Below are 12,986 nucleotides of genomic sequence, written 5' to 3'. Positions count from 1 at the left end.
AAACGTTCCTCTCCGCGTTAGGTGAACCTCACTAGCCACAGGGCTCTCGCGGGGGAAAGATGGGGGAGCGCGCTGTGCGTCGCGCTCCGCCGCCGATGAAGGAGACCCACGTGTCCACGGTTGACAGCTTCGGTGCGAAAAGCACCCTGACGGTCGGCAGCACCGACTACGAGATCTTCCGCCTCGACACCGTTCCCGGTTACGAGAAGCTCCCGTTCAGCCTGAAGGTGCTGCTCGAAAACCTTCTGCGCACCGAAGACGGTGCGAACGTGACGAAGGCCCAGATCGAGGCGCTCGGCGCCTGGAACCCGGGCGCTGAGCCTGACACCGAGATCCAGTTCACGCCGGCGCGCGTCGTCATGCAGGACTTCACGGGAGTGCCCTGCATCGTCGACCTCGCCACGATGCGCGAAGCTGTGGCCGGCCTGGGCGGCGACGCCGACAAGATCAACCCGCTCTCGCCGGCCGAACTCGTCATCGACCACTCCGTCATCGCCGACCTGTTCGGCTCGGAGAACGCGCTCGAGCGCAACGTCGAGATCGAGTACGAGCGCAATGGCGAGCGTTACCAGTTCCTGCGCTGGGGCCAGACGGCGTTCGACGACTTCAAGGTCGTCCCCCCGGGCACCGGAATCGTTCATCAGGTCAACATCGAGCACCTCGCCAAGGTCATCTACGACCGTGCTTCGACGAGCTCGGCAACCGGCGAAGCGGTGCTCCGCGCTTACCCCGACACGTGTGTCGGCACCGACTCGCACACCACGATGGTCAACGGCCTCGGCGTGCTCGGCTGGGGCGTCGGTGGCATCGAGGCCGAGGCCGCCATGCTCGGCCAGCCGGTGTCGATGCTCATCCCGCGCGTCGTGGGGTTCAAGCTCACCGGCGACATCCCCGCCGGCGTCACCGCGACCGATGTCGTACTCACGATCACCGAGATGCTGCGCCATCACGGCGTCGTCGGAAAGTTCGTGGAGTTCTACGGCGCCGGTGTCGCGTCCGTTCCGCTGGCCAACCGCGCCACGATCGGCAACATGAGCCCCGAGTTCGGCTCGACCGCCGCGATGTTCCCCATCGACGATGTGACGCTGGACTACCTGCGCCTCACGGGCCGCAGCGAGGATTCCGTCGCGCTCGTCGAGGCGTACTCGAAGCTGCAGGGCCTGTGGCACGACCCCTCGGTCGAGCCGGTCTTCAGCGAGTACATCGAGCTCGACCTCTCGACGGTCGTGCCGTCGATCGCCGGACCGAAGCGACCGCAGGACCGCATCCTGCTCTCCGAGGCCAAGACCCAGTTCGAGAAGGACATCGTCAACTACGCCGACCCGTGCGTGACGGACGACATCGTCGACCTCGAGTCGAAGCACTCCTTCCCCGCGTCGGACCCGGGCGCCGTGCCCGGCGAAGAAGACGTCGACACGCGCGACGTGCACATCTCCAGCGGCGGGCCCGCCGCGGCATCCAATCCTGTCAAGGTCACGACGCCCGAGGGCCTGAAGTACACGCTCGACCACGGCGCGGTCACCCTCGCCGCGATCACCTCGTGCACCAACACGTCGAACCCGTCCGTCATGCTCGCGGCCGGCCTCCTGGCGCGAAACGCGCTGCAGAAGGGCCTCAAGCAGAAGCCGTGGGTCAAGACGACACTCGGCCCCGGCTCGAAGGTCGTCACCGACTACTACGAGAAGTCCGGCCTCGACAAGGCGCTCGAAGGTCTCGGCTTCTTCACGGTCGGCTACGGCTGCACGATCTGCATCGGCAACTCCGGCCCGCTCATCGACGAGGTCTCGCACGCCGTCAACGAGCACGACCTCGCGGTGACGGCCGTGCTGTCGGGTAACCGCAACTTCGAGGGCCGGATCAGCCCCGACGTGAAGATGAACTACCTGGCGTCGCCGCCGCTCGTCGTCGCCTACGCCCTCGCCGGATCGATGCACTTCGACTTCGAGACCGACCCGCTCGGGCAGGACCCCGACGGCAACGACGTCTTCCTGAAGGACATCTGGCCCTCGCCCGAAGAGGTGCAGGCCACGATCAACTCCTCGATCTCGCGCGAGCAGTTCATCAAGCAGTACGCCACGGTGTTCGAGGGCGACGAGCGGTGGAAGAGCCTGCCGACCCCGGATGACTCGGTCTTCCAGTGGGATGAGAACTCGACCTACGTGCGCAAGGCGCCCTACTTCGACGGCATGACGATGGAGCTGACCCCCGTCACCGACATCACGGGCGCCCGCGTCATGGCGACGCTGGGTGACTCCGTCACGACCGACCACATCAGCCCCGCGGGCAACATCAAGATCGGCACGCCCGCCGCGAAGTACCTCGAGGAGCACGGCGTCCGCCAGAAGGACTTCAACTCCTTCGGCTCGCGTCGCGGCAACCACGAGGTCATGATCCGCGGCACGTTCGCCAACATCCGTCTGAAGAACCTGCTCGTGAGCGCCGTCAACGACGGTGCGGTCGTCGAGGGCGGCTACACGCGCGACTTCACGCAGGAGGGCGGCCCGCAGTCGTTCATCTACGACGCGTGCATGAACTACCAGGAGCAGGGCACTCCGCTCGTCGTGTTCGGCGGCAAGGAGTACGGCTCCGGCTCGTCGCGCGACTGGGCGGCCAAGGGCACGAGCCTGCTCGGGATCAAGGCCGTCATCACCGAGAGCTTCGAGCGCATCCACCGCTCCAACCTCATCGGAATGGGCGTCGTCCCGCTGCAGTTCCCCGAGGGTCAGAGCTGGGAGTCGCTGGGTCTGGACGGCACCGAGATCGTCTCGATCACGGGCCTCGAGCAGCTGAACGAGGGTGTCACGCCCAAGACGGTCAAGGTCACGGCCACTCCGAGCGAATTCTCGCCCGAGGGCAAGCAGACCGTCGAGTTCGACGCGGTCGTTCGTATCGACACGCCCGGCGAGGCGGACTACTACCGCAACGGAGGCATCCTGCAGTACGTGCTGCGCTCGCTCGTCTGACATCTCGCACAGAAGGTCCCGTGCCCGCAAGGGTGCGGGGCCTTCTGCTCTTCTTCAGCCGGTCGGCGTAGAATCGAGGGATGCCGCGCGAGCGGCGGCATCCGCTGACGAAGGGCATACGGAATGGGTCTTCTCCAGGCGATCCGCGGGCCTCGCGACCTCGACGCCCTCTCCACGGAACAGCTGGAAGAGCTCGCCGGCGAGGTTCGCGCGTTCCTGATCGAGAACGTCGCCCGCACCGGGGGGCACCTCGGTCCGAACCTCGGCGTCGTCGAGCTCACGATCGCGTTGCACCGCGTCTTCGATTCGCCGAACGACCCCGTCATCTTCGACACAGGCCACCAGTCGTACGTCCACAAGCTGCTCACGGGCCGCCAGGACTTCTCACAGCTGCGCACGCGGGGCGGACTCGCGGGCTATCCGCAGCGCTCGGAGAGCCCGCACGACGTCGTGGAGTCCTCGCACGCGTCGAGCTCTCTCAGCTGGGCCGACGGCCTGTCCCGAGCCTTGACCCGCACGGGCCACGACGATCGCCATGTCATCGCCGTGGTCGGAGACGGCGCTCTCACGGGCGGCATGACGTGGGAAGCGCTCAACAACATCTCCGACGACAACGAGCGCAATCTCGTCATCATCGTCAACGACAACGGCCGGTCGTACGCCCCCACGATCGGCGGCATGGCGAGGTACCTCAACCGCGTGCGCACCGCGGAGCCCTACCGTCAGCTGCACGAGGGATCGGCGACGCTGTTCCGCAAGCTCGGACCCGCTGCCCGCGCACTGTATCGGGGTGTGCGCGGCGGAACGCACGGCTTCCTCTCCCGCTTCACGAACAACACCGAGCTGTACTCGAACCTGGACATCAAGTACCTGGGACCCGTCGACGGACACAACCTCGAGACGCTCATCGAGACCCTCGAGCTCGCCAAGTCGTACGGTGCCCCGGTCATCGTGCACGCCATCACGGAGAAGGGTCGCGGCTATCAGCCCGCGCGCGACGACGAAGCCGATCAGTTCCACGCGGTCGGTCGCATCGATCCCGTCTCGGGCCGGCCGGTCGGCTCGTCATCGACCCTCGGCTGGACGGATGTCTTCGCCGACGAACTCGTCGCGCTCGGCGAAGCCCACGACGACATCATCGGCATCACGGCGGCGATGCTGCGGCCCACGGGCCTGCTGCGCTTCGCGCAGCGCTTCCCCGACCGCGTCTACGACGTCGGCATCGCCGAGCAGCACGCCGTCACCTCGGCGGCGGGTCTCGCCTACGGCGGATTGCATCCCGTCGTCGCCGTCTACGCCACCTTCATGAACCGCGCGTTCGACCAGGTGCTGATGGATGTCGCGCTGCACAAGGCCGGCGTGACCTTCGTGCTCGATCGGGCCGGCGTCACGGGCCCTGACGGACCGAGCCATCACGGCATGTGGGATCTCGCGATGCTGCAGATCGTGCCGAACATCCGCATCGCCGCCCCGCGCGACGAGACGACGCTTCGCGAAGAGCTGCGCGAAGCGGTCGCCGTCGATGACGCGCCCACCGTCATCCGCTACCCCAAGGGCTCGGTGAGCCCCGATCTGCCCGCTCTCGAGCGGCTCTCCGACGGTGTCGACGTGCTCGCCCGCGACGACGCGGAAGACGTGCTGATCGTGGGCATCGGCACCATGGCGCACCTCGCCGTCGACGTGGCCGAGCGCCTGCGGGCGCAGGGGATCGGCGCGACCGTCGTCGACCCGCGATGGGTCGTGCCGGTGCAGCCGTCGCTGGTCGAACTCGCGGCATCCCATCGCCTCGTCATCACGATCGAGGACGGCGTCCGCGTCGGCGGCATCGGCACGCGCGTGCGACAGGTGCTGCGCGAGGCCGGAGTCGACACGGCCGTCGACGAGCTGGGGCTTCCGACCGAGTTCATCGACCACGCATCACGCGAGCAGATCCTCGAGGATGCCGGGCTGACGCCCGCGAAGATCGCGCAGGACGTCGTGGCGCAGGTGCTCGGCACCCGCATCCCCATCGCGCGCGCCGCGACGACGGAGATCCCGACGCTCACCGACTGGGAGCGTTCGCCCCGCGCCTGACCGGGAGCCTGTCCCGGGCGGGGCCGGGAACGGGAGCGGCCCCGAGCCGAAGCCCAGGGCCGCCGTCCGTCTCAGGCGTGGATCCCGCGGATCGGCGGGTGATGGAACGTGTCGCCGAAGACCCGCTCCGACGCCCCCTCGCGATCGAGGTACGGCGACGCGCCGCCATCGATGAAAGGCCAGCCGGCGCCGAGGATGAGGCACAGATCGATGTCTTCGACCTCGGGCACGACGCCCTCGTCGAGCATGATCTTCATCTCCTGCGCAAGACCGTCCTGCACGCGCCGGAGGATGGTGTCGGCCGACGCGGGCGAGGACCCGACGTGGCCCTTGATCGTCTTCTCGGCGGCCTTCGTGAATCCCGTGACGCGGCCGCCCTTGTCCTTCTCGACGACGGCGGACAGCTCAGCCAGCGCGTGGAAGTTGTCGTTGGCGTAGAACCGGTCGGGGAAGGCGCGCACCATCGTGTCCTGCACGTGGGCCGCGACCTTCCAGCCGACGAGGTCGATGAGCTGGAAGGGCCCCATCGGCAGGCCGAGCGGGCCGAACGCCTTCTCGACATCGGCGATGGGCGTTCCCTCGTAGACGGCGCGTGCCGCTTCGCCCATGACCTTCGCGAGGAGCCGGTTGACGACGAAGCCCGGTGCGTCGGCGGTGAGCACGGCGTTCTTACCGAGCCCCTTCGCCACGACGAACGCGGTCGACAGCGCGGCATCCGCGGTCTGGGGGGTCTTCACGATCTCGATGAGCGGCATGACCGCGACGGGGTTGAAGAAGTGGAAGCCGACGAGACGCTCGGGGTGCTTCAGCTTCGCGCCGATCTCCTCGACCGACAGCGACGACGTGTTGGTGGCGAGGATCGCGTCTTCGGCGATGATGCCCTCCAGCTCGGCGAAGACGGCCTGCTTGACGCCGACCTCTTCGAACACGGCCTCGATGACGAAGTCGCAGTCGGCGTACTGGCTCTTGTCGACGGTTCCCGTCACGAGCGCCCGCAGCCGGTTCGCGGTGTCTCCGTCCAGGCGCCCCTTGGCCTCGAGCTTCGCGATCTCGTCGTGGATGTAGGCGATGCCCTTGTCGACGCGCGCCTGGTCGAGGTCGGTGATGAGCACCGGCACCTGCAGTCTGCGCACGAAGAGCAGCGCGAACTGGCTGGCCATGAGACCCGCGCCGACGATGCCGACCTTCGTGACCTTCTTGGCGAGCGCCTTGTCCGGTGCTCCGACGGGACGCTTCGCTCGCTTCTGCACGAGATCGAAGGCATACATGGATGCCGCGAACTGGTCGCCCGTCGCCAGTTCCGCCAGCGCGTCCTCTTCGCGCGCGAAGCCCTCGGCCTTCGTGCCGCTCTTGGCCTTGTCGAGAAGGTCCAGCGCGACGTAGGGGGAGCGGGGGACCGTGCCGATCTTGGACTCGAGCATGCCGCGGGCCATCTTGATCGCGATGGGCCACTTCGTCAGTCGTTCGATCTTGCCGGGTTCGTTCTTGCGGTCGACCTTGATGGTGCCGGCGAGCACACCGTCGGCCCAGCGGAGGGAGTCCTCGAGGTAGTTGCCCGCGGGGAAGATGGCGTCCATGATCCCCAGGTCGAAGGCCTGCTTCGGCTTGAGCATCCGGTTCTGCTTCAGGGGGTTCGAGATGACGACCTCGAGCGCGTTCTCGATGCCGATGAGGTTCGGCAGCAGGTACGCCCCGCCCCAGCCCGGGATGATCCCGAGGAACACTTCGGGCAGGGCGATCGCGGCCGCGGACGCGTCGACCGTGCGATAGGTCGAGTTGAGCGCGATCTCGAGCCCGCCCCCGAGCGCGAGCCCGTTGACGAACGTGAACGACGGCACGCCGAGGTCACCCAGCATCCCGAACACCTTGTGCCCGAGCTGAGCGACCAGACGCGCGTTGTCTTTCGATCCGACCCGCGAGATGTCCGACAGGTCGGCGCCCGCCGCGAGGATGTACTGCTTGCCCGTGATCGCGACAGCGTGGATCTCGCCCGCCGCAGCACGGGCTCTGAGGCCCACGAGGGTCTCACCGAGCTCGGTCAGCGTCGCGGGGCCGAGCGTGTTGGGCCGGGTGTGGTCGCGCCCGTTGTCGAGGGTGACCAGGGCCAGCGTCTTGCCCGAGGGCAGGGTGATGTCGCGGACGAGGGAGTGGGTGACCACCTCGTCGCCGGCGAGGGCCACGAGGGGAGAGAAGTCGATGTCGTCGTAGTTCGTCATTGGTCCGCGTCCCTTACTTGCGCTTCTTGCCGTCGTAGTGGGGGTTCTCCCAGATGACCGAACCGCCCTGGCCGAGACCGACGCACATCGCGGTCAGGCCGTAGCGCACGTCGGGTCGCTCGGCGAACTGCGCCGCGAGCTGGATCATGAGACGGACACCGGATGCCGCGAGCGGATGGCCGAACGCGATCGCGCCGCCCCACTGGTTGACGCGCGGGTCGTCGTCGGCGATGCCGAAGTGGTCGAGCAGCGAGATGACCTGGACGGCGAACGCCTCGTTCAGTTCGAACAGCCCGATGTCGCCGATCGTGAGCCCGGCCTTCTTGAGGGCCTTCTCGGTCGAGGGGATGGGTCCGATGCCCATGATCTCGGGCTGTACGCCGGCGAAGGCGAAGGACACGAGTCGCATCTTGGGAGCGAGGCCGAGCTCCTTGACGGCGCCGCCTCCGGCCAGCAGCGACATCGTCGCGCCGTCCGTGAGCGGCGACGACGTGCCGGCCGTCACGCGCCCGTGCGGGCGGAACGGCGTCTTGAGGGCCGCGAGGTCGTCCATCGTGGTCTGCGGACGGCGTCCCTCGTCTTCGGTCGCGAGCGCCCAGGCTCCGTCGGCGTCCTTGACGGCCACCGACACGAGGTCGGGCTGGATCTTGCCGGCATCGTAAGCCGCCTGCACCTTGTGCTGGCTGAGCATGCCGAACCGATCGGAACGCTCCTTCGTCAGCTGCGGGAACCGATCGAAGATGCGCTCGGCCGTGACACCCATGTTGAGCGCGCCCGGGTCGACCATCTTCTCGGCGACGAATCGCGGGTTGGGGTCGGCGTTCGTGCCGATCGGGTGGTGCCCCATGTGCTCGACACCGCCCGCGAGGGCGATGTCGTACATGCCGACGCCGATCGAGCCGGCCATCGTCGTGACGCTCGTCATGGCGCCCGCGCACATGCGGTCGATCGCGAAGCCGGGGACGGTCTGCGGCAGTCCCGCGAGGATCGCGACCGAACGACCGAGCGTGAGCCCCTGATCGCCCGTCTGCGACGTCGCCGCGATGGCGACGTCATCGACGCGGTCGGCGGGAACGCCCGGGTTGCGTTCCATGAGTCCGATCGTCGCCTTGACGGCGAGGTCATCCGAGCGTGTGTTCCAGTACATGCCCTTCTCGCCGGCGCGCCCGAACGGGGTGCGCATTCCATCGACGAAGAAGACGTCTGAGATTTCGGCCACTGAAGCCTCCAAGAGAGTGTGGGATGAGTTCAGCCTACGAACCGGCCCGCTCCCGCGGGCAAACGGGTGGGGAGAATCTACGAAGCCGCTTCCGAGCCCGACGAGCTCGATTGCACGGAACCGACAAAAGCATCGGTGATCCGCTGTGCGGTTTCCTCAATTTGCCAGCGGCGTGCGCCGAGGGCCTCGAGCGCGGTGGAGATGGATGCCGCATCCCATGACTCCGGCGGCGCCCACGCGATCCGGCGCAGCGTATCCGGCGTCAGCAGATTCTCCATCGGCATGTTCAGCTCTCCGGCGCGCGCTTCGAGAGTCGGGCGCACCGCCTTGAGCCGTGCATCCGCTTCGGGATTGCGGTCGGACCACGCGCGCGGCGGCGGCAGCGAGTCGCCGCCACGAGCGCGTTCGAGGGGCAGCTCGGTCGCCGCGCGGCCCTCTTCGATCGCGGCCCACCAGCGGTCGAGCTGCGACCGGCTCGCGCGACCGGTGAACTCCTTGATGGCGGCCAGGGCCTGCTTGCTGTCGGGCTCGGCGAGAACAGCGGCCACGAGCGCTCGATCCGGCACGAGCCGACCCGGGGAGACGTCCTCGGCGCGGGCGAAGTCCTCACGCGCGGTCCACAGTGCGCGCGCGACGGCGAGGTTGCGGCGCCCGCGCACCGTGTGCAGGCCGCTGAGCCGACGCCACGGCTCTTCGCGCGGCGGCTTCGGCAGGCGTTCGAGCGTCGCCTGGAACTCCTCGGCGGCGATCGCGGTCTTGTCCTGGGCGATGAGCTCTTCAACGAGGACGTCACGCACATCGACGAGGTGCTCGACGTCGAGGGCGGCGTATTCGAGCCAGGACTGGGGGAGCGGCCGTGTCGACCAGTCGGCGGCGGAATGCGCCTTCGCGAGCGCGATTCCGAGCGTGTCTTCGACGAGGGCCCCGAGACCGACCCGTTCGTGACCGAGCAAGCGGGCAGCCAGTTCGGTGTCGAACAGCTGCGCGGGCTCGAGCGCCGCTTCACGCAGGGACGGCAGGTCCTGACTCGCGGCGTGCAGAATCCACTCCTCGCCGCCGATGAGCTCCTGCAGTGGCGTGAGGTCGCCGATCGCCGGCGGGTCGAAGAGGAACACCCCCGCTTCACGACGGAACACCTGCACGAGGTAGGCGCGCTGCGAGTATCGGAACCCGGAGGCGCGTTCGACATCGACCGCGACCGGACCGGACCCCCCGGCGAGTGTGTCAAGGGCACGGGACAAGCCGGCGGCATCCTCGATCACGACGTACTCAGTCACGTGTCGACCTGCGATTTGCGAGCATCGCAATCCCTTCCGATCCAGGTGGCAGCCCGGCGAGCATGCAGACGAGCTCAGCCCACGCTTCGATGTGCGGGCCGAGAGGTCCTTCCGGCGACCACGAGGCACGCAGTTCGATCTGCGCGCCCTCTCCCTCGGCGGCGAGCGAACCGAAACCCTTCGAGATGATCTTGGTCGCCGTGCCCGACTCGGAGTGGAAGCCGGCGCGCCGGGATGCAAGCGCATCGGTGAGCCACGCCCACGTGACATCGGCGAGCAGCGGATCGACGCCGATGTCGCGCTCGAGCGGGGCCTGCGCGAAGCACACGATCCGCCACGGGCCCTTCCACGGATCGGGTTCGTCGGGGTCGTGGAGCAGGATGAACCGCCCCGTCCCGAAGGGCGATTCCTCCGCGCCGGGCTCGGGTCGCACATCGCCCGCAAAGGCGATCGCGTCGGGAGCGAGACCTGTCGGCGCGGGAATCTCACGCACCGCCAGGTCGTCCCGGAATCGGGTCTCGCGCACCTCGTCGGCCGCACGGGCGAACGACGATGTGGACGCGGGAGAACGCTGGTCTGCCACGCGGACAGACTAGAGTGAGGCCTCGATGCACGCTCCCAGGCGCGCCGCGATCCGCGGCGCCTCACCTCGCTACATCCCCGGCATCCGCATCGGTCTGCTGCTGTTGACGGGCGCCGTCGCCGCGGCCGCGGCGATGCTGGGCGCCGTCGCCGCGCGCGTGGCACGCCTGGTCGTGACCCCCGCACCGCGCGTGGCGGACACGCGGATCCTGTCGCTGGACACGGCGGCGCAGACCATCACGCTCGAGCGCACGCCCGACACGGCGCTGCCCGGGCGCTACGGTCTGTTCACCGCCGACCCTGCCGGCTACGTCAAGCTCGGCTCGGTGCTCTCCGAGGATGCGACGAGTGTCACCCGCAAGCTCCTCACCCATGTCGGCGCCGGGGCGACGCCGGCTGCCGAGGCCGCCTTCAGCGGCTGGTACTTCGAGCGACCCGATGAGCTTCATGTGCCGTTCACTCCCGAACTCATCGGCTCGACGATCGGTCCCTGCCCCGCATGGCTGTTCCCCGGCGGCGACGGCGACGTCTGGGTCATCCAGATCCACGGTCGCGGCACGACCCGGTCGGAGTGCCTGCGGGCGGTTCCCGTCTTCCACGCGCTCGGCATCACGAGCCTCGTCGTGTCGTATCGCAACGACGGCGAAGCACCCCGCAGCCGCAGCGGCACGTATGCGCTTGGCGCGACCGAGTGGCGCGACATCGACGTCGCGATCGGCTTCGCGCGGCGCCGCGGCGCGAAACGGGTCATCCTCATGGGCTGGTCGATGGGCGGTGCCGTCGCACTGCAGGCGTCGCTCACCTCGGCGCATCGCGACATCATCGCGGGCCTGGTCCTGGAATCGCCCGTCATCGACTGGCGGGTCGTGCTGGCCTATCAGGCGAAGCTGCAGCGGATCCCCTCAGCGGTGGCGGGGCTCGCCCTGGAAGCCCTGGGACACGAGTGGGCGACGCCGGTGACGCGGACGGGCTCGGCCATCCCGTTCGATCGGCTGGATATCGTCGCCCGCGCGGCCGAGCTGCGGCATCCGATCCTCATCCTGCATTCGGACGATGACGGTTTCGTGCCCTCGGATGCCTCGCACGACCTGCTCGTCGCGCGGCCCGATCTGGTGGAACTCGAGGTCTTCGACGTCGCGCGGCACGCGAAGCTGTGGAACTACGACCAGGAGCGCTGGAGCACGCGTATCCGCGCCTGGCTCGCCGCGCGAGGCCTGTCGTCCGAGAGCGCGGACTGACGAAGGCTCACTGCGCCGCGCGCTTGGCCCGAACCTGGCGCTTCGCGCGCAGCAGCATGCCCGTCATGCCGGCGATGCGCAGCGGCGAGACGGCGCGCGTGAGTCCGATGCTCTGCGGGTAGTCCTCGGGGATCGCGAGCACGTCGTCGGCGCTCAGACCCGTGATGCCCTGCGCCAGGATGCTCGCGAAGCCGCGCGTCGTGGGAGCCTCGGGGGGCGCCGTCGCATGCATCGCGACGATGTCGTCCTCGTCGACGTCGACGACGATGTACACGGGGGACTGGCACTCCGCGACGCGCTCCTGCAGCTCGGGGTGGCCTTCGTACTTCGCAGGCACGGCGGGCAGCTCGTGCGAGAACTCCAGCAGCAGCTGCAGCCGGTCGGCTTCGGGCAGCTCGAGGAACTCGTCGCGGATCTCGGCGAGGGCGGCGGGCAGCATCGCGTCGCTCATCGTCGGACGGGAGCCTCACCCGGCTCGGCGCCGGTCACGATCGGCACGCGCACGGCGCTGCCCCACTCGGTCCACGACCCGTCGTAGTTGCGCACGTCGTCGAAGCCCAGCAGATGCTTGAGCACGAACCACGTGTGGCTCGAGCGTTCGCCGATCCGGCAGTACGCCACGATCGGCTCGTCGTCGGTGAGGCCTGCCTCGCCCCGGTAGATCGCGTCGAGTTCGGCGCGCGAGCGGAAGCCGCCATCCTCGGCGACGGCGCGGCCCCACGGCACGCTCTGCGCCGATGGGATGTGGCCGGCGCGGAGGGCCCCCTCTTCGGGGTAGGCGGGCGCCGTCGTGCGCGTGCCGTCGTATTCCTCGGGGGAGCGCACGTCGATGAGGGGGTAGCCGAAGTGCGCCAGGACGTCGTCCTTGTATGCGCGAAGCGCGGTGTCGTCGCGCATAACGACGGGGTAGTCGGTGACCGCGGGCGCGGGCGCGTCGGTCGTGAGCGGGCGGCCCTCGGCGATCCAGCGGTCGCGCCCGCCGTCGAGCAGTCGCACATCCTCGTGTCCGAAGAGCGAGAAGACCCACAGCGTGTACGCGGCCCACCAGTTGCTCTTGTCGCCGTAGATGACCACGGTGTCATCGCGCGAGATCCCCTTGCGGCTGAGCAGTTCGGCGAAGCCCGCCCCGTCGACGTAGTCGCGCACGACCGGGTCGTTGAGCTCGGTGTGCCAATCGATCTTGACGGCACCCGGGATGTGGCCCGTCTCATAGAGCAGCACGTCTTCGTCGGATTCGACGACGACGAGCCCGGGACGGCCCAGGCGCTCCTCGAGCCAATCGCCGCTCACCAGCCGTCCGGGCTCGGCGTACTCGGCGAACTTGGGGGATGACGTGTCGAATTCGACGGCCACGGAGTCTCCTCGGGTCGGGGATCGCGGAAGGGACGGCGTAGGGTTGAACCGCCCTTCGACCCTAT

9 protein-coding genes are annotated in these 12,986 nt (G+C 68.6%); 3 read left to right on the top strand and 6 right to left on the bottom strand.

What is annotated here, in order from left to right:
• Positions 1–110: 110 nt before the first annotated feature.
• Both ACWIBS_RS06045 and dxs read left to right on the top strand, forming a co-directional pair.
• Positions 111–2,963 carry an aconitate hydratase gene (locus ACWIBS_RS06045; RefSeq protein WP_376125801.1) on the top strand — a complete coding sequence of 951 codons (2,853 nt, stop codon included), beginning with the start codon at positions 111–113 and terminating at the stop codon, positions 2,961–2,963.
• Between the two features lie 123 nt (positions 2,964–3,086).
• A complete protein-coding gene (gene dxs / locus ACWIBS_RS06040) occupies positions 3,087–5,036 on the top strand; it encodes a 1-deoxy-D-xylulose-5-phosphate synthase (protein ID WP_376125804.1) in 1,950 nt (649 codons plus the stop codon).
• A 71-nt stretch (positions 5,037–5,107) separates the two neighbouring features.
• Here dxs and ACWIBS_RS06035 read toward each other — a convergent pair whose 3' ends face one another.
• The 4 genes from ACWIBS_RS06035 to ACWIBS_RS06020 form a co-directional block, all read right to left on the bottom strand.
• Positions 5,108–7,252 (bottom strand): 3-hydroxyacyl-CoA dehydrogenase NAD-binding domain-containing protein, encoded by a 2,145-nt coding sequence (locus ACWIBS_RS06035; RefSeq protein ID WP_376125806.1) that lies wholly within the window; start codon positions 7,250–7,252, stop codon positions 5,108–5,110.
• A gap of 13 nt (positions 7,253–7,265) precedes the next feature.
• The gene (locus ACWIBS_RS06030) at positions 7,266–8,471 is read right to left on the bottom strand and encodes a thiolase family protein (protein WP_376125808.1); all 1,206 of its coding nucleotides are present in this window, start codon (positions 8,469–8,471) and stop codon (positions 7,266–7,268) included.
• Between the two features lie 77 nt (positions 8,472–8,548).
• Positions 8,549–9,748: a ribonuclease D gene (locus tag ACWIBS_RS06025; RefSeq protein ID WP_376125811.1), complete on the bottom strand. Its 1,200-nt coding sequence runs from the start codon at positions 9,746–9,748 to the stop codon at positions 8,549–8,551.
• Positions 9,741–10,331 (bottom strand): DUF3000 domain-containing protein, encoded by a 591-nt coding sequence (locus ACWIBS_RS06020; RefSeq protein WP_376125814.1) that lies wholly within the window; start codon positions 10,329–10,331, stop codon positions 9,741–9,743. The genes ACWIBS_RS06025 and ACWIBS_RS06020 overlap by 8 nt, the downstream gene beginning before the upstream one ends.
• Positions 10,332–10,356: 25 nt before the next feature.
• Here ACWIBS_RS06020 and ACWIBS_RS06015 point away from each other — a divergent pair, with 25 nt between their 5' ends.
• Complete coding sequence (locus tag ACWIBS_RS06015; protein WP_376125817.1) at positions 10,357–11,568, top strand: alpha/beta hydrolase family protein; 1,212 nt, start codon at positions 10,357–10,359, stop codon at positions 11,566–11,568.
• A gap of 7 nt (positions 11,569–11,575) precedes the next feature.
• Here the strand turns inward: ACWIBS_RS06015 and ACWIBS_RS06010 are convergent, their stop codons facing one another.
• Positions 11,576–12,019, bottom strand: a complete 444-nt coding sequence (locus ACWIBS_RS06010) for a SufE family protein (protein WP_376125820.1) — start codon at positions 12,017–12,019, stop codon at positions 11,576–11,578.
• Positions 12,016–12,921, bottom strand: coding sequence for a sulfurtransferase (locus ACWIBS_RS06005; RefSeq protein ID WP_376125822.1), 906 nt, complete (start codon positions 12,919–12,921; stop codon positions 12,016–12,018). The genes ACWIBS_RS06010 and ACWIBS_RS06005 overlap by 4 nt, the downstream gene beginning before the upstream one ends.
• Between the last annotated feature and the right edge of the window lie 65 nt (positions 12,922–12,986).

This window comes from Microbacterium sp. NPDC055442 (assembly GCF_053644215.1).
Note: the sequence above shows the minus strand (reverse complement) of the source record. Positions and strands in the feature narration are given on the sequence as shown.

What these genes read in the sequence shown, in the direction of transcription:
- dxs (WP_376125804.1), top strand. Translation starts at nt 3,087, where the DNA reads ATGGGTCTTCTCCAGGCGATCCGCGGGCCTCGCGACCTCGACGCCCTC.
- ACWIBS_RS06035 (WP_376125806.1), bottom strand. Translation starts at nt 7,252, where the DNA reads ATGACGAACTACGACGACATCGACTTCTCTCCCCTCGTGGCCCTCGCC.
- ACWIBS_RS06015 (WP_376125817.1), top strand. Translation starts at nt 10,357, where the DNA reads ATGCACGCTCCCAGGCGCGCCGCGATCCGCGGCGCCTCACCTCGCTAC.
- ACWIBS_RS06010 (WP_376125820.1), bottom strand. Translation starts at nt 12,019, where the DNA reads ATGAGCGACGCGATGCTGCCCGCCGCCCTCGCCGAGATCCGCGACGAG.